This is a genomic window from Paenibacillus sp. RC84, from assembly GCF_041260495.1.
Lineage (GTDB): Bacteria > Bacillota > Bacilli > Paenibacillales > NBRC-103111 > Paenibacillus_F.
The window spans coordinates 149,082-164,684 of record NZ_JBGBYL010000006.1 but is presented as its reverse complement, the minus strand read 5'-3'; the positions used below and the strand labels follow the sequence as shown (position 1 = coordinate 164,684).

General features: G+C 51.8%; 15 protein-coding genes and 1 pseudogene. 4 read left to right on the top strand and 12 right to left on the bottom strand.

The annotated features are described in order from the left end of the window. The first annotated feature begins 194 nt into the window (after positions 1–194). Together ABH899_RS15430 and ABH899_RS15425 are read left to right on the top strand one after the other, a co-directional pair. Positions 195–935, top strand: a complete 741-nt coding sequence (locus ABH899_RS15430) for a glycosyltransferase family 2 protein (protein WP_369997750.1) — start codon at positions 195–197, stop codon at positions 933–935. Then, positions 935–1,666: a glycosyltransferase gene (locus ABH899_RS15425; protein WP_369997747.1), complete on the top strand. Its 732-nt coding sequence runs from the start codon at positions 935–937 to the stop codon at positions 1,664–1,666. The genes ABH899_RS15430 and ABH899_RS15425 overlap by 1 nt, the downstream gene beginning before the upstream one ends. A gap of 162 nt (positions 1,667–1,828) precedes the next feature. On the opposite strand, the gene ABH899_RS15420 is transcribed toward ABH899_RS15425, so the two are convergent. The 5 genes from ABH899_RS15420 to ABH899_RS15400 form a co-directional block, all read right to left on the bottom strand. Next, a complete protein-coding gene (locus ABH899_RS15420) occupies positions 1,829–3,310 on the bottom strand; it encodes a protein adenylyltransferase SelO (RefSeq protein WP_369997745.1) in 1,482 nt (493 codons plus the stop codon). 587 nt (positions 3,311–3,897) lie between these two features. Next, positions 3,898–5,817: an FtsX-like permease family protein gene (locus ABH899_RS15415; protein ID WP_369997743.1), complete on the bottom strand. Its 1,920-nt coding sequence runs from the start codon at positions 5,815–5,817 to the stop codon at positions 3,898–3,900. Then, a complete protein-coding gene (locus ABH899_RS15410; RefSeq protein WP_016423707.1) occupies positions 5,792–6,562 on the bottom strand; it encodes an ABC transporter ATP-binding protein in 771 nt (256 codons plus the stop codon). The genes ABH899_RS15415 and ABH899_RS15410 overlap by 26 nt, the downstream gene beginning before the upstream one ends. A 155-nt stretch (positions 6,563–6,717) precedes the next feature. Beyond that, positions 6,718–7,701: a sensor histidine kinase gene (locus ABH899_RS15405; RefSeq protein WP_369998240.1), complete on the bottom strand. Its 984-nt coding sequence runs from the start codon at positions 7,699–7,701 to the stop codon at positions 6,718–6,720. Then, positions 7,698–8,399: a response regulator transcription factor gene (locus ABH899_RS15400; RefSeq protein ID WP_369997740.1), complete on the bottom strand. Its 702-nt coding sequence runs from the start codon at positions 8,397–8,399 to the stop codon at positions 7,698–7,700. Before ABH899_RS15400 ends, ABH899_RS15405 begins: the two co-directional genes overlap by 4 nt. A 226-nt stretch (positions 8,400–8,625) precedes the next feature. On the opposite strand from ABH899_RS15400, the gene ABH899_RS15395 reads away from it, so the two are divergent. Continuing rightward, the gene (locus ABH899_RS15395) at positions 8,626–9,636 is read left to right on the top strand and encodes a MerR family transcriptional regulator (protein ID WP_369997737.1); all 1,011 of its coding nucleotides are present in this window, start codon (positions 8,626–8,628) and stop codon (positions 9,634–9,636) included. A gap of 66 nt (positions 9,637–9,702) precedes the next feature. Here the strand turns inward: ABH899_RS15395 and ABH899_RS15390 are convergent, their stop codons facing one another. From ABH899_RS15390 to ABH899_RS15370, 5 genes are all read right to left on the bottom strand, one after another. Continuing rightward, positions 9,703–11,160 carry an alpha/beta hydrolase family protein gene (locus ABH899_RS15390; protein WP_369997735.1) on the bottom strand — a complete coding sequence of 486 codons (1,458 nt, stop codon included), beginning with the start codon at positions 11,158–11,160 and terminating at the stop codon, positions 9,703–9,705. A 210-nt stretch (positions 11,161–11,370) separates the two neighbouring features. Next, the gene (locus ABH899_RS15385; protein ID WP_369997732.1) at positions 11,371–11,859 is read right to left on the bottom strand and encodes a pyridoxamine 5'-phosphate oxidase family protein; all 489 of its coding nucleotides are present in this window, start codon (positions 11,857–11,859) and stop codon (positions 11,371–11,373) included. A 374-nt stretch (positions 11,860–12,233) separates the two neighbouring features. Then, positions 12,234–12,677, bottom strand: a complete 444-nt coding sequence (locus ABH899_RS15380; protein WP_369997730.1) for an SRPBCC family protein — start codon at positions 12,675–12,677, stop codon at positions 12,234–12,236. Between the two features lie 2 nt (positions 12,678–12,679). Continuing rightward, positions 12,680–13,123 carry an SRPBCC family protein gene (locus tag ABH899_RS15375; RefSeq protein WP_369997727.1) on the bottom strand — a complete coding sequence of 148 codons (444 nt, stop codon included), beginning with the start codon at positions 13,121–13,123 and terminating at the stop codon, positions 12,680–12,682. Beyond that, the gene (locus ABH899_RS15370) at positions 13,120–13,626 is read right to left on the bottom strand and encodes a MerR family transcriptional regulator (protein ID WP_369997724.1); all 507 of its coding nucleotides are present in this window, start codon (positions 13,624–13,626) and stop codon (positions 13,120–13,122) included. The genes ABH899_RS15375 and ABH899_RS15370 overlap by 4 nt, the downstream gene beginning before the upstream one ends. Positions 13,627–13,829: 203 nt before the next feature. Between ABH899_RS15370 and ABH899_RS15365 the strand changes: the two are divergent. After that, a pseudogene (locus tag ABH899_RS15365) lies at positions 13,830–14,430 on the top strand (DUF4386 domain-containing protein). Positions 14,431–14,437: 7 nt separating this feature from the next. Here ABH899_RS15365 and ABH899_RS15360 read toward each other — a convergent pair. Next, entirely contained in the window at positions 14,438–15,022 is a 585-nt protein-coding gene (locus tag ABH899_RS15360) for a Crp/Fnr family transcriptional regulator (RefSeq protein ID WP_369998237.1), read from the bottom strand. A 137-nt stretch (positions 15,023–15,159) separates the two neighbouring features. Next, on the bottom strand, positions 15,160–15,573 hold the full coding sequence (locus ABH899_RS15355; protein WP_009675999.1) for a MarR family winged helix-turn-helix transcriptional regulator: 414 nt from the start codon (positions 15,571–15,573) through the stop codon (positions 15,160–15,162). Positions 15,574–15,603: the final 30 nt, after the last annotated feature.

Genomic DNA, 15,603 nt, shown 5'->3' with positions numbered 1-15,603 from the left:
AGACGCCGGCGGCCCGGCGTCTTCTTTTATACGTGCATCCCTGCCGTTTTTCGCGGCTCGTTGATTTTCTCTTAACAGATACCCGCAAGGTTTGTGCTTATGCTCTATTTTCCTGCCGTGCCGTTCCTATTACTAGCATTTTACATATCGTAAATTGAGATCGTTCGGAAGTCTACGGATAGGAGGAACGAAAAATGAAAGGCGGCTCAATAGAATCTGTAAAAAAGCTGGGAGTTTCCGTTGTCACATGCACCAATCGCCGCAGTTATTTAAAAAATCTGTTGGATAATTACAAGAGACAAGACCACCCGACTAAAGAGCTTATCATCATTGTGAACAACGATAAGATACCGCTCGCCCCCTACCGGGAATCAGCCAAAAAACTTCGGAATATCCGCATTTTCCGCGTTTCGGAACAAACCTCTCTCGGCGCTTGCTTGAATTACGCAGTCAAGAAAACAAAATACGGCTACATTGCCAAATTCGATGATGACGACTACTATGCTCCTTATTATCTCACCGAAAGCTTGCAGACCTTCCGGCAAACAAAAGCCGATGTTATAGGAAAACGGGCCCATTACATGTACCTCCGCGGGTCGAAGACGCTGATCCTTCGTTTTTCGCAGGATGAAAACCGTCCCGTCACCCGATTGCCCGGGGCTACTCTCGTCATTAGACGCGACGTTTTGAAGAAGGTGCCGTTTCCGGACCGGAACGTGGGGGAAGACGATCTTTTTTGCCTAAGAAGCAAGAAAAAGGGCTTCAAAGTCTACTCCGCGGGAAAAGACAACTTCGTCGCCATACGCCGAAAAAACTCCAGCAACCACACCTGGATCATCAGCGATAAGGAGCTAATCACCCATCACAAGAAAATCCCCAACGTGAGCAATTACAAGAAGTTTGTGCAAAGAAAACCTAAGGGCGGCGTTCTCTAATGACGAACCCGGATGCCGTTCGGCCGGAACATGCCGTTTCCATCATCACTTGTACCAAACGCAGGGACTGCATGGAGACTCTTTTCCGGAACTACAGCAGGCAAAATTTCAGAAACAAAGAGCTGATCGTAATCCTCAATCAGGACGACCTCAAGGTGAACGAGTATATGCAAGCCGCAAAAGCCTATAAACATGTCCGGATATACAGCTTGCCGGAGCATATGTCTCTCGGAACCTGCCTGAATTTCGGCGTCCGATTATCGAAATATAACCGGATCGCTAAATTTGACGACGATGATTACTATGCTCCCGACTATTTGACGGACAGTATGCGGATCATGGCGAAAACCGGCGCCGACATCGTAGGAAAGCGGGCCCATTATATGTATCTGAACGGGACAAAGACCCTCCTTCTTCGTTATCCCGCCCGGGAAAATCAATATGTCTCCCTGGTGCAAGGGGCGACCCTTCTCGTGAAGCGGCACGTGTTCGACAAAGTCGGATTCCCCGATCAGAACCGGAGCGAATGCGTGAAATTTTGTTCCGACAGCGCGGCAAAAGGTTTCACCATTTATTCAGGCAGCCCCTATAACTTTCTGGCGATCCGCAGAAAAAATTCCAAAGATCACACGTGGATCGTAAGCGACCCGCAGCTTTTGGAGAGGAATGCCAAGCTGGTGAGAGCGAAGAATGCGCGGCAATTCGTAAGCCGCCGGAGTTTGGATTCTTAAGCTTACGGCGATAGGAAGACGGCAGCCGAGAGTTTCCCGGTGGTGCCTCCATCCGTACGACGGCATACAAAAAAGCACCGTTCGAAAGAACGGTGCCTTTTGCGGCCTTTTATGGCCCGATCGTTTAAACAACGGGCCGCACAAGCCTTACCCCGTCTGCGGTCACGTGCCGCAAAACGTCCGGTAAGGGCTGTCGCAAGCCTCCGGCAGCGTGGAGTATGCGGCCTGTTCGGGCGAATGCGCGAAGGGGTTCGCCAGAACGCCCAGCAGCCGCTCCATTACGCTGTAATCCCCCTGTTCCACCGCGGCTTCCAGCGCCTCTTCCACCCGGTGGTTGCGGGGAATTACGGCAGGGTTGCTGCTCCGCATCAGCTCATGCGAGGAGGCTTCCGATTCCGGCTGCCTGCCCCGTCTCGCCTGCCACAGCTCGTGCCAACGGGTGAACTCTTCAGCCCCGGACAAAGCCGTGTCTTCAAGCTTGCCGAACGTTAAGGCAAGGAACGTGTTGGTGTAGTCGGCCCCCTGCTTCCTCATCAAACCGAGGAGATCCTCTATGAGGGACTCATCTCCCTCCTCCTCGTTAAAGAGGCCGAGCTTCGCCCTCATGCCGGCCAGGTAGCTCCGGTTATGCAGCACGCCAAACTGCGCGATCGCCTCCTCGGCCAGCTTGATGGCCTGCTCCTGATCGGCATGAACCAGCGGCAGAAGCGTTTCGGCGAACCGGGCAAGGTTCCAGGCCCCTATGTGCGGCTGATTGCCGTAGGCGTAGCGTCCGTACGTGTCGATGGAGCTGAACACCGTCTCGGGGTCGTAGGCGTCCATGAAGGCGCAGGGCCCGTAGTCGATGGTCTCCCCGCTGAGGGCCATGTTGTCGGTGTTCATCACGCCGTGGATAAAGCCGACAAGCTGCCACTTGGCAATCAGCGCCGCTTGGCGCTGGATGACGGCTTGAAGCAGCGACAGGTAGCGGTTCCCGCTGCCTGTGGCGGCGGCTTCCGGGTAGTGTCTCTGCAGGGTGTAATCGGCCAGCGCCCGCAGATCTTCGGCAGAGCCCCATTTTGCGGCGAACTGGAAGGTCCCGACGCGCAGATGACTCGCGGCCACGCGGGTCAGAACCGCACCGGGCAGCTCCGTTTCGCGGTAGACCGGCTCGCCGGTGGTCGCCACAGCCAGGCTGCGCGTAGTGGGAATACCGAGTCCGTGCATGGCCTCGCTGATGATGTACTCGCGCAGCATCGGCCCGAGAGCGGCCCGGCCGTCGCCCCGGCGGGAATACGGCGTCCGGCCCGGCCCCTTGAGCTGGATGTCCACCCGCTCGCCGCCGGGAGTGATTCGCTCTCCGAGCAGCACGGCACGCCCGTCGCCCAGCATCGTAAAGTGCCCGAATTGATGCCCTGCGTAAGCCTGAGCCAGCGGTTCCGCGCCTTCGGGAACCCGGTTGCCGGCAAACACTTCGGTCCCCTCGTTACTTTTAAGCGCTTGACCGTTCAGCCCCAGAGATGCCGCCAGGGCATCGTTAAAAATGACTAAATCCGGCGAAGCTGCGGGAGTCGGATTCGTCTTGGTAAAAAATATTTCCGGCAGACGGGCATAACTATTGTCAAAATTCCAACCGGTTTCCGGTCCTTCTTTTTTATCCGTCATCTTATCTCCTTCTGTTCTCGATCATTTAGTTGGATCGCTTAACGGGTTTGCCGATAGGAGTGCGCCCTCTGCACAAGGCTGCGCCTCCTCGCAGAGTCCTGCCCTTTTATAAACGTATATTACCCTTTCTATACCCGAATCACTCCCTGCCTCCTATGGGCTGAAGCGAGCCGTCTCTATGTAAGCCTGTGTACTTTGCGGGCGTGAACGTTGTGCTTGTCTCTGTATCCGCCTCAAGCTGGGAGAGGCTTACTTCATTATTCTCTCATCCGGGACAAAATTTCAATTCTTTTTTAAACGAGAAGAGCTTATTGACTCTAGTAAGTCCAGCAATAAGCTCTGTTTAGTCTATTTAGCTGCTTGGAGAATCAGCGTGCCCAGTTCATCATGACCGGCGTCAAGTTCGCTTCGACCAGGCTGGCCGCAATTAAGAGTACCGTTACAATGGGGAAAAGTTTGGCGCTGTCCAAGGCTTCCTTTTTCCAGCTTATTTTCTGCTTTAACCGGATCGCCCGTCCCCTTCTATCTCCGGCAAAGAGACCTTTCCTACAAAAAACAGCCCCGCATGATGCGGAGCTGCCTGCTTTTCATCCGTTTTTCGGATACATATGCTGCAAATAACGCCAGCGGATAAGCAAGAAATAAACAACCTGAATCCCGATGAAGGACAAGAAAATGAGCACCGAATTCGTCCAGACGGAGAAATCCACCAGATGCTGCAGAGCGATAAACGCTACCCCGCTGTGTACAAGCGCCATGACGATTGGCAGGAAAAACATGAGCAGCAGCTGCCTCGTCACAATCCGCCGCAGCTCCTTATTCAGCAAGCCCATTTTCGTGATCATCCGATATTGCTCCCGGTCCCGTTCCATATCGGCGTACAGCCGGAAGTACAGGAAACTGGCGGCAAAGGTGAAAAATACGACGCCTACCATCGCGCTGACAATGAACAGCAGTCCGTTGGTCTGCTTATCGGACAGCCAGTCCAGCACTAACGCATCGAATTCGAACCGGCCGAGTTCATCCCTGCCGATCTCTTCTGTCAACACGCTCGCGACATCCCGGGTATTCTGCCAATCGGCCACGTAGAAAAAGTTAAAATGCAGCTGCGTGTCTTCAATCTCCGGCGCGGTATCAAAGACATGATCGGAAACGACAACGGTATAGTGGCCGTCCGGCAGGATGACGGTCGGCACATACTGCTTTACCGTTACGTTCTTTTGCCAGGTTTCACTGATTCCGAGGTCAATGGAGTCAGGCACGATTTCCTTCTTCTCTTTAATTTGAGTAGCCAGAAAGAGGCTGCCGGGCAGCAGCAGGCTTTCCCCGTCCGCCAGTTCCTCCGTATCGCGCAGTCCCAAGGTTTTGGCCAGAGCATTGAATTCGCTCTGCTTGACGAGGATCAGGCGTCCCCACAGCCGCTTTGCATGGACAACGTTTAAGTCGTAAGCGAAGCCGTGGTCATCGAGTTGTTTCTTGATCCGTGAAACAGCTTCTGTTTCCTTTTGAACGCTTAGGTCCGTTTTGTACGTGAAGGCATAGGGGTTCTCCATCTCTTTCAGTCCCGGATGATTCATCGCGAGCACTGTGCCGATTCCGGTAAAGGCAATCGCCGAAACGATCGTGATCATGAAAAACATCGTCGCGTTATCCTTCATGCGGTACGCCAGCTGCGATAAAACCAGCAGGTTCGTCCGTTTGAAGAACACGCGGTCCTTCCGCTTCAAGCTCTTGAGCGCGTACACGCTGAGCTGCGTAAACAGGAAGTACGTGCCTGCGACTACGAGGCCGACGCCGGCAAAAAGCAGCCAGAACGAGTGAAAGTACCTGTAGACGTAAAACATCACAACGCCGTATCCGGCCAGGATCAGGACAATCGCCAAGACCGACAGCAGCCGTGAAGGCGTAGGCTCGGGCTTCGGCTTTTCATCCGACTGGAACAAATCCGCGAGCCGGCCGGCTTTCACGATCCGGGAGGTGACCAGCGCGACAACGCCAAACAGCAGAACGAATGCGGCAGCGGTCGTAACAATGGCCAGCACCGGCATGTAGAAGGTCAAGCCCACCTTGATGACGAGCAGCTTGGCAATGGCGAGCAGGATCATCTTTGTGAAAATAAGCCCCACGGCAATACCCGTTACAATCGAGGCTCCGCCGATAAACAAGTTCTCGATGAAAACGAGCCGGCGCAGCTGCCGCGGGGACATGCCGTGCATCATCAGAATGCCGAATTCCCGCTTGCGGGTTTGCAGAAAAGTGCCGGCCGAATACAGGCAGAAGAAAAACGAAAAAATGAAGATGATCACTTGCGAGAGGCGCATGCCGTTGGTCGCGAGTGCACTGATCGTTCTGCTCGTCGATTTCAGCTCTCCCTGCAAATCGGGGTGAAACAGCAGCAGGGCATAGACGAAAAAAACAAGGACGGAAAACGAGCTGCTTAAGAAGTGCGCCAGATAGACCCGTTTGTTGCGGATGACGTTATTAAACGCGAACTGTCGGAAAGTCATGTCTGTAACCTCCTAGCAGCGAAAGGGCGTTGATGATCTTCTGGTAAAAGACTTCACGGTTTCCTCCCTGCGTGATCTCATTATGAAACCTGCCGTCCTTGATAAATACCACGCGGTCGCAGTAGCTTGCCGCCATCGCATCGTGCGTGACCAGCATCATCGTCGCTTCCTGCCGCTTGTTCATCGTCGTCAGCAGTTCCATGACATCGCGGGCCGATTTGGAGTCCAGATTGCCTGTCGGTTCGTCGGCAAGCACCAGCTTCGGCGAATGAATCAACGCGCGCGCGATGGCCGTCCGCTGGGCCTGTCCGCCGGAAATCTCATAGGTCCGCTTGTCCAGGACCGACGTAATGCCAAGCTGCTCCGCGATCGGCTCCAGCAGGCTTTTCATTTGATCCAGCGCGACTCCTTCGAGCGTAAGCGGCAGTAAAATATTTTCCTTCACGGTCAGTGTAGGCAGCAAATTGAACGATTGAAAAATAAAGCCCAGCTTGCGTCTGCGAAACAGCGCCAGCTCGTCCGCGTTCATCCGGTGCGGATAGTTGCCGTCCACGCATACCTCCCCGGACGTCGGTTCGTCGATGGTCGACACCAGATTGAGCAGCGTCGTTTTGCCGCTTCCGGAAGGTCCCATAATGCCGATGAACTCCCCCTTCTCAATCGTCAGGTTAATATCGGACAGCGCCTCAAACGGCATCTTTTCATTGTAAATTTTGCATAAGTTCGTCACTTTCAAAATAGCCAAGCAAAACACGTCCCTTCTAGCTTCTAGCATACCCCAAGCGATCCGCCGCTCCTATATCGCTATCTTGCGTCAATCTTACAGGGATGTAAGACTCCGCGAAGCATACACACCGGTCTGTACACAAAAAGGCGAAGAGTGATCGCTCACTATTCGCCCTATTCGGTCGCATACGGAAAAATGATGCGGACGGTCGTCCCTTTGCCGGGCTCGGACTCGATCTCCACCCGGTGATGCAAGCGGTCCGCCACTTCCTTCACCAGATACAGGCCCATGCCTGTCGATTCTTTAAACTTCCGCCCGTTTTCGCCTGTAAAAAACGGATCGAACACCCGCTTCAAATCGGATGGGGGTATGCCGACGCCGCGATCCGTTACGCTTAGAATGACGGCTTTATCCTGCGCATGCGCCTTGAAGGCAACCTTCGTCCTGCTGCCCGCCGAATAAGTAATGGCGTTCGAGATCAGCTGCTGGACGATGAACCGGAGCCATTTGGCATCGCTCTCGACCGTGACGCTCTCGTCAATCAGAAGCTCCGGATGCACATAATGCCGAATGAACGACCGCCGGTTATCCTGAATGACCTCGTTCACAAGCTCTCTCAGCTGCACCCGGTAAATATGGAAGTCCTGGGCGAACGTCTCCCTCCGTGCCATATAAAGCACCATTTCGAGCCCGTGACGCAGCCGGTCGGACTCCTCCGCGATACTGGCAAACCGCTCGTCGTCACCGTTCTGCGTGATGAGCTGGATGACCGATAGCGGGGTCTTCATTTGATGAACCCATTGATTCATGAACGTCAGGTGCTGCCGCTGTTTTTCCTCCCACACGTGCTCCCGCTGTTTATTCGCGCGGTACTGGGCGTCCAGAATCTTCGTTAAAGACTCCGCAAGCGGCGCACGGCTTACCTTGAGCTCCCGCGGCAGGACGTCGCTCGGGCCTGAGATGTACCGGTAAAAAGCCCGAAGCCGGACATAGCGGTACATCAGATAAACAAGCAGCACGCAAAGGCCGAGAAACAGCGCGTACAAAGCGGTCCCTAGATGGTTGTACCCGTCCAGCCAGCAAATAAGCAGAATGACCAGCATCTGCACCAGACTGAACCCGATAAGCGGCACATGGTCCCGTACAAACAACCTCATCGCTTCGTTTCGCCCTTCCATGTGAGGTGCAGCCGGTACCCGACGCCGCGCAGCGTTTCGATGGCATCGTCGATGCCGAGTTCCGCCAGCTTCTTGCGCAGCCGCGTGATGTTGACGCTGAGCGCGTTATCGTCGACATAGCTGTAATCGTCCCACAGCTTGTCGAGAATAGTCTCCCGGCTGGCAATCCGGGGACAATGATGCATCAGCGTCTCCATCAGCAGCGATTCCTTGCGCGTCAAAAGCGTGGACTGCTCCTTCAGCCGCAGCTCCATCCGCTCGGGATACAACATCAGCCCGTCCCGTTCCACAATGCGTTCCTTCGTCGCATAATCGCCGTAGACGCGCCTGATCTGGCTGCGGATCTTGGCCATCACGATTTCGTAATGGAACGGCTTCGTGATATAATCGTCCGCCCCGCTCTCCAGCGCCATCACCTGATCCATTTCCCCGTTCCGGGCGGAAATGAAAATAATCGGACACGTGGACACTGTCCGGATTTGGCGGCACCAGTAGTAACCGTCATAGCTCGGCAGGTTGACGTCCAGCAGCACGACCTGCGGAAGGTGCTCCTCAAACGATTCCATCACGCGCTGGAAATCATTCACCACGATCGCTTCGTCCCCGTATTTTTCAATGTGCGACTTCAACAATTCCGCTATTTTGGGATCGTCTTCGACGATCATGATCTTGTTCATCCGGGAAAATCCCTCCCTATTGTGCAAACGCCTCGGCGTCACCTCCATTAAACCACAAAACAGCGCGTGTCCCAATAAGGGACCTAATGGCGAGGAGCTGCACTCCCCTCAGCAGAGCAACAACCTTCTGTTCGGTTATAATCTTAAGGAACGGTTTATTTTAACAAGACCCGTATACTCCCATTGAATCTCCAGTTACAAGAGGTAGTAAACTAACTTTTCGGAGGTGAGTGGTTTGCGTTCCAAAAGCGGCACGGATTCGCAGAAGCAACAAGCTTCTGATTCTACAGACCAAGAGCGGACTTATTCGATCGGGGACGTGGCCAAAATAATCGGATCCACAATCAAAACCGTGCGTTACTACGATGAGGTCGGATTAGTAAAGCCCGCTGCCTACACAGAGGGAGGGCACCGGTTATACACGACGCAAGATATATGGCGTTTAGAGCTGACGATAACTCTGCGTTACTTGGATTTTGGAATTGATGAAATAAGGCAGATCATCTCCCGGGAAACACCCGTGGATAAAGCGCTGGACTGGCAGATCGAGTCCTTGGAGTTACAGGTAAGCACGCTGTCGAATATGATTTCGATTTTGCGCTTGGCGAAGGACAATGAAGGGGATTCCCTACAGTATGTCTATGATCTGGTCCATGAACGGGCCATCAATAACGAGAAGCGAAGCCGTTTCATCGCAAAAAGAGTGGAAGAATCCAAATTTTTAGAGGACATTCCTGCGGAATGGAGAAGTTCACTTCTTTATAACTTTAACAAGTACATTGTAAATCAGACGAAAACATCAGCCAAACAAACCGTTGCTTGGAACGAGTTACAGGAGCTTATTAACGATCCTGAGTTTATTTCGGACCTTAGACAAGATGAGTTTCTGTTTTTTAATATGGTCCATCAACCTCGATTGGGTGCGGACGCATGGGTCAAGAGCCTTGAGGGAATACACACCCGGTTAAATACGGCTTTGAAGCGCAAATTATGTGCCGAAAGTCCTTTTGTACAGGCCATTGTAGAGGATACGGCTATGCTGTATGCGAACTCGGAGCAATCGGTTGATCAAGAAGAGTTTTTTCGCTACTTTGCCGAATATTCACAGAGAACCCGATCGGAGCGCATCGAACGTTTCAATACGCTATGCTCCCTCTTGAGCCCTAAATTCCGCTTGTTTTCTCAAGGAAATCTCTTATTGCTTCAAGGTATAAAGTGGAGGCTTGAACAGATGTAGCCCTTTAACGAGAAGACGAGGGCTATTCGCCCTCATCCGTTCGTTAACCGCGGCGGAAATTCAGGCTCAGCCTTTCTCCAGCGTGAACCCCGGATGTTCGCCGATAGTCTGTTCCAGTAGATTAAACGGCTTTTGCTTTAAATAATGGTTAAAGAAATCAAGCGAGTATTCGTTAATCAGCCGGTGCGCCTTTCGTACCTCCACCCCTTCCATCTTTTCAAACACGGGTGAAATCAGATACATATCGGAGAAGCCCATATGTTTCATGGCATTCATTTTGATCCAGTAATTTCCGCCGGTGGTTATATATTTATACCGCGCTAATGTTTCGTCAAAAAACTTAGTCAGTTCCTCTCTTGTCGTGCCCTGAGAAGTGATATTCTCATCGCTCATATTCTTCGTACCGGAAAGCGTGTCGTCTGCGCTAAACATCAGAAACGGCTTTCTCAGTCCTTCCGCCGGAATCCGCAGCTCGCCGTATAATCCGCCGTCCATATTGATCGCCGCTTTAATCCGGGAATCCGCCATCAGCATTTGGACGGCTGTCGCTCCGCCGAAGGAATGACCGAACATGCCCATGTTCTCCAGATCCATCCGGTTTGTAAAACGATTGTCCGGATCGTTCTTGGCAAGCCGCTCGATTTGATCGACCACAAACTTTGCGTCCTCCACCCATTCCCCGTTTATTTTATCTAAATAGGCGACCGTATTCCCTTCTTGAGGGACAAAATTTACAACGCGGCCATCGGGGAAAACCGATGTTGTACTACGGTAAGTATGATCAATGCCTACCACGATATAACCCTGACTGGCCAATTGTTCGACCTCGAACGTGTTTTGATTTTTGGTTCCGTTTAAAGAATGCGAAAACATGAGCACGGGATAGGCCTTTTCCTTATCGGCTAGTTCCGCTTTTTCAATCGCATGAGTTTTAACCAATCCGATGCTCGTAAATAACAGCTTAGGCAGATGAAGCGCTTTGCCGTATCCATCTGCAAAAATATCCGCATGAGACACATAAGAAGCGGTGTTTCCCTTTGCGTTCATGTTCGCCGGATACCAAATCTGTACCATCAATTCTCTCTTATCGCCGGAATCGGGAGTATGGGTCTCCTCTCGCCGATCGTCCTTCCAATGATAGGAGACGGTTCCGATTTGGTACGGGCCGGACGGTTTCTCGAACGTGAATACCGGGAGCAGGACGGGCAGTGCCACGGCTGCGGCAGAATAAAGCGCGGCAACCGCCGTAATCAGGATGATCCTGCGGGTTCGGGCTGCCTTCTTCTCCTCTTCCTTCGGTTTGATCCTGTACCTTACCGCAAAAATCGCGACTGGGATTAAGGTCATCGCATAGACCGGGATCATTTGCCAACGCATGCCCTCGGTAAGCCCCTGCGTCAGCGCCAATAGGGCGGAAATTCCGGAACCAATAAGCAGCACGCGCCGCGGCTTGTTCTTGGCCACTATTGACCAACCGAGCAATAAGATATTAAAGACGGTAACCAGCATTTCAAAAGACCTCATAAGAGAAAACCCTCCATTTACAGTTTTGGCTGCTTGCAGCTCAAAGTATAAATCCTCCTGTAACTGGAGATTCAACCGTTGTTTTTGTAATAAGTCATCTTAATTGCCCCATAAAAAAATCCCCTCTAAGTAAACGGTAACGTGCTAGTTCAGCACGTTTTACTTAAAAGGGATGCTATCCGTATTGTGAGGAGCCCGTTCTGTATAACCCTAATCCAATTCGACGGTTTTATTTAGATCGGATTCGTCATTCTCTTTTCCCGTCAGTTTCTTGAACATATTCTTCACCAGCTTCATTCTGTTGCCGGCTTCCCAGTACTCGGCGGTTTCCGCTTTGACTTTAATCAAGACGAGACCCGGATCATCGCTCGATACCCCGAAAAACTTCTCGTACATGGGACTCCAAAGCTCTTTTAATTTGGCCCTGTTTTCAATCAGTTCAGCTTCACCGCGAACCGATACATACGATTTGCCCACGTAAGCCAGATTGACGCTCTTATTCTCAAGAAGCTCCCGATAAACGCTCTTATCCTTCATAGTCATAAACCACAGGTCTCCGTCGAATTCCACTTCCTGAGTGCTCATCGGCCGGGATACCAACCCGTCGCTGCTTATGGTCGTGAGCATGGCGACGTCGATGCCTTTGATTAAATCCCGGACCTTCTCGATAGCTTCCTGATTTTTTTCATAAGTGCTCATTCTAACATCCCCTTCATGTGTTTGTCGGTATAAAGATGGAACCATCTGCCGGTTCCCTAATTTTGCGTATTCTCTCTTTTATATAAACCAAACGGATAGACCGGCAAACGGAAAGCTCCTAAAGCTCCGCGAGTTCAGCTTAATCCGTGCTTTGCCTAAAGCGATGCCGCACCGGTGCGAAGCTCCCAGCGCGCGGTGCTTGGCGTCACAGGACGTTGGTTAACCAGTCCTTGTCCATGTTTTTGCCCTATTGCGCGCGGAACATACAAAAGGAAGCTTCGCATAGCGCGAAGCTTCCTTTCTTTCATCGGCTTTTCGGATTACTTTTCGGATTAAAGGTTACCGTTACCGGGCAATGCCCGCTGCAAGCTTGCTCAGCTTCCGGCCAATTCCGCCAGAACCTCGCCCATTCTGTCGAGGTTCTGTTCATTGGCTTCCACACAATAAGGCTTGGCCTGTTCGAAGTCCTCTTTTAGCTTGAAACGCTGGCGGAAGGTAACTTTGGTGCGTCCGTCCAGATCCTCGAAGGTTCCCGTTAACCGGAATTCATGGCCGGATAAATGATCCAGCACGACCCGCTCGAACGGCACAATCTCAACAAAGACGCTCTGATTGGGATAGTCCGTGCCGTCCGGTCCGTGCATGGTGAGCCGCCACGTGCCTCCCGGCCTGATGTCGCACTCGTGAAACGTATTCGTGAAGCCCTTCGGTCCCCACCACCGGGCTAACAGTTCGGGGGTTGTCCATGCCCGAAAAACAAGTTCCTGGGGTACATCGAACTCACGCGTGGTAACAAGTTCATTTTCACCGATCGCCATGCTCATTCCTCCCCTTCCAGTACCTTGCCCAGTGCGTCCAGCATCGCATTTGTACCGTGTTCCCGCACCTCCGGCGTATCGTGTCCGTCAAAGAACGCGGCCTGCTCCGTGAAAATAAGCTTGGTGCCGCCCTCTACCGCGATCAGCTCGATCGTTGTGATCGAGACGGAGATGCGCGTATCCCCCGAATCGAGGGTGTACGTATAGACAATGCGCCGGTCCGGAACAAGCTCCTGGTAGCTCGCATCGAAGGTAAAGACCGGACCTTCCGGCGGTCCGCCGCTGCTGTACTCGCGTCCACCGATCCGAAATTCGAAGACGTCCGGCTTCGAAAACCATTTCGCTTTGGCGTCCGGGTCGGACCAGGCGTGATAAACCCGCTTCGGCGAAGCGGCATAAACTCTCTCGACGACGAAGGTCGCATGTTTGACGAATCGTTCGTTCATTGTTTGTCCTCCTCAAGTTTCGGCATTCCGCTCTCCCCGGCAAGGAAGTCTCCCAACCGGTCCAAATGCCGTTCCCAGCTCGTTTGCCGCTCAATGACAGGCTTTTCAAATCCCATTTGCATCGCTTGCAGAAGGTCTGTGAAATCCTCTACCGTTACTTGCGCCTTTCCCTGCATAAGCTTGGATACATGCCCGAGCTGCTCCAATAGCTTCTGCTGCCGCCTGATCTGCTCTTTGATTCGGTCCATCTGCAGATGGACGATCTCAAGCGGGCCGATTTGCCCGCCGGTTAGGACCGACTTAATCTCCTCCAGAGATAAACCCAGCTCCTTAAGCGATAAGATCTGGTGCAAGCGCGACAAGTCCGACTCGCTGTACAGCCTGTGGCCGGATTCCGTCTGGGCGGATGGAGAGAATAAACCGATTTGATCGTAATAACGCAGCGTACGTACGGTAAGACCCGTCAACTTGGCGAGGTCTCCTACTTTCCAATGCCTCTTCATCCATCATCTCCGCTTCTTTAGCGCTAGCTACATACCGGTAGTTGTATTATAAAAGCTTACGCTGCGTAAGCTGCAAGCGAAATAATTATTCAATCGCAAGATTTTTTGGGCGAAAGGAGCAGAACCCTTGATTTAAGTCAATGAACCTTCCCATCCGGCCTATTACAATGAAACCCATACAACAAACTAAAGGAGGTTACGGGATGGTTCCTTCAACAATAGAGCTAAAGCAGCAACGAACAGCCGCTCTGACTGCCGGCATCGCACTGATCGTTATGACGCTTGCCGCATTTTTTTCCTATGGCTTTGTCCATGAAAGTCTTCTGGTGCAAGGCGATGCAAGCCTCACCTTTCAAGCCGTCACATCATCGAGAAACCTTTTCAAAGCGGAAAACGGCTGTTTTGGGGACCGCCCTGCTGAATTTAATCGTGGTGCTGCTGCTTTCCGGCCGTGCCGGCTATTTATCCTCAGTTAATACCGAGCAGCTTCAAGCCTATGTGATGATGTACTTGGAAGCGTTCGGGCTGATCTGGTCTATGGGTTTGATTATTTTCGGCGGACATCTGCTGATTGTAGGCATTCTGGCTTTCAAATCTGACCGGATACCTAAAGTCATCAGCATCTTATTGTGGATTGCTTCCCTAGGCTATATGGCCACTCACCTGTGCAACCTGTTACTTCCGGACAACGAGGCGCTTACGATGCTGCTTAATGTTGTATTTAGTATCCCTATGATTGCAGGGGAATTGGGCTTTGGAGTATGGCTTCTGGCAAGAGGGGGAAAAACTCTGTGTAAGGTGTAAGCTCTTCTTAAATCTTATCGTGATGCACCCGCCTCTTAATTCTGCTTAAAGATTCCGGGGTCATACCGAGATAACTTGCCAATTGATGTTGGGGTACACGATTGATCAAATGAGGGCGTTTCACTGCCAGCTTTTTGAAACGTTCTTCCGGTGTAGAAGCGATAAACGCGGCGAACTCTTCTTGCATGTGACCGAAATTTTCCTCGATCATCCTGCGTGTCATGGATTGCAACTGGGTGTATTTGGCGTACATGTCTTGTTCGATATCCAGCTCGCCGACAACCGCAACGCAGTCTTCCAGACACGTAAAGGTATACTCGGATGATTTATCCGGTTTGTGATGGTTGAAAATCGCGACGGCTTGTTCTTCCGTATAAAAGTTCGAGGTCATCTCTCTTCCCTCTTCATCCACCGAAAACTGCCTTACGCATCCCTTCAACACGAAATAACAGGCCGTAGGAACATCTCCTTGTCTAAGGAGCACGGTTCCTTTTTTATATTCCTTAATAAGAATCTCATCAAGGACAGCCTGTTTTTCTGCTTCGTTAAGCGACGTATATCGGGTTAAATACTTGAGCAATAGTTGTTTCATAGCTGCTGTTCTGTCACCACCCAAGACTAAGTCATAGAGCTCCATTGCCTAGCGAACTTATGCTTCCGGGCCACGCGGCGGACAATTTTCCCGCGCTGCTTATCCCTGCTTATGCTAAGGCTCACCGCGATGTAATCTTAGCTGTTCAGCTTTTTAAACAGATTCGCCAGTTCCGCCCTCTCCTCGTCGGTTAATTTTTCGAATAAATTTCTGCGCAGTCTTTCTCCCTCCAAAGTGGCCCGTCTAAGGACTTCGGCGCCTTGGTCGGTAATGCCCAAATAAATAATGCGGCGATCGGACTCATCCACCATTCGGACGGCTAATTTCTTCGCGACGAGCTTTTCCGATAAATAACTGAGCGTGGGCGGAGTAAGGCCCAATATTTTCGCAATGTCCGAAGGCCGGCTTTTCCCGTTTTGCTTGAGATGACCGAGTACAAGAACGTGAGAAACCCCGAGATCCTCATTGAATGTTTTGTTCCACTGGATAATCAGACCGTTGGTGAATTTGTCCATGTTATGTATAAGTTCGAAAACCGTTTGCTCTTCCATAAAATCCTCCTTGATAAAAGAAACGACAGC

Excerpts from the sequence above, each read along its gene's own strand:
- ABH899_RS15430 (WP_369997750.1), top strand. The coding sequence starts at position 195 with ATGAAAGGCGGCTCAATAGAATCTGTAAAAAAGCTGGGAGTTTCCGTT.
- ABH899_RS15425 (WP_369997747.1), top strand. The coding sequence starts at position 935 with ATGACGAACCCGGATGCCGTTCGGCCGGAACATGCCGTTTCCATCATC.
- ABH899_RS15420 (WP_369997745.1), bottom strand. The coding sequence starts at position 3,310 with ATGACGGATAAAAAAGAAGGACCGGAAACCGGTTGGAATTTTGACAAT.
- ABH899_RS15415 (WP_369997743.1), bottom strand. The coding sequence starts at position 5,817 with ATGACTTTCCGACAGTTCGCGTTTAATAACGTCATCCGCAACAAACGG.
- ABH899_RS15405 (WP_369998240.1), bottom strand. The coding sequence starts at position 7,701 with ATGAGGTTGTTTGTACGGGACCATGTGCCGCTTATCGGGTTCAGTCTG.
- ABH899_RS15400 (WP_369997740.1), bottom strand. The coding sequence starts at position 8,399 with ATGAACAAGATCATGATCGTCGAAGACGATCCCAAAATAGCGGAATTG.
- ABH899_RS15390 (WP_369997735.1), bottom strand. The coding sequence starts at position 11,160 with ATGAGGTCTTTTGAAATGCTGGTTACCGTCTTTAATATCTTATTGCTC.
- ABH899_RS15385 (WP_369997732.1), bottom strand. The coding sequence starts at position 11,859 with ATGAGCACTTATGAAAAAAATCAGGAAGCTATCGAGAAGGTCCGGGAT.
- ABH899_RS15380 (WP_369997730.1), bottom strand. The coding sequence starts at position 12,677 with ATGGCGATCGGTGAAAATGAACTTGTTACCACGCGTGAGTTCGATGTA.
- ABH899_RS15375 (WP_369997727.1), bottom strand. The coding sequence starts at position 13,123 with ATGAACGAACGATTCGTCAAACATGCGACCTTCGTCGTCGAGAGAGTT.
- ABH899_RS15370 (WP_369997724.1), bottom strand. The coding sequence starts at position 13,626 with ATGAAGAGGCATTGGAAAGTAGGAGACCTCGCCAAGTTGACGGGTCTT.
- ABH899_RS15360 (WP_369998237.1), bottom strand. The coding sequence starts at position 15,022 with ATGAAACAACTATTGCTCAAGTATTTAACCCGATATACGTCGCTTAAC.
- ABH899_RS15355 (WP_009675999.1), bottom strand. The coding sequence starts at position 15,573 with ATGGAAGAGCAAACGGTTTTCGAACTTATACATAACATGGACAAATTC.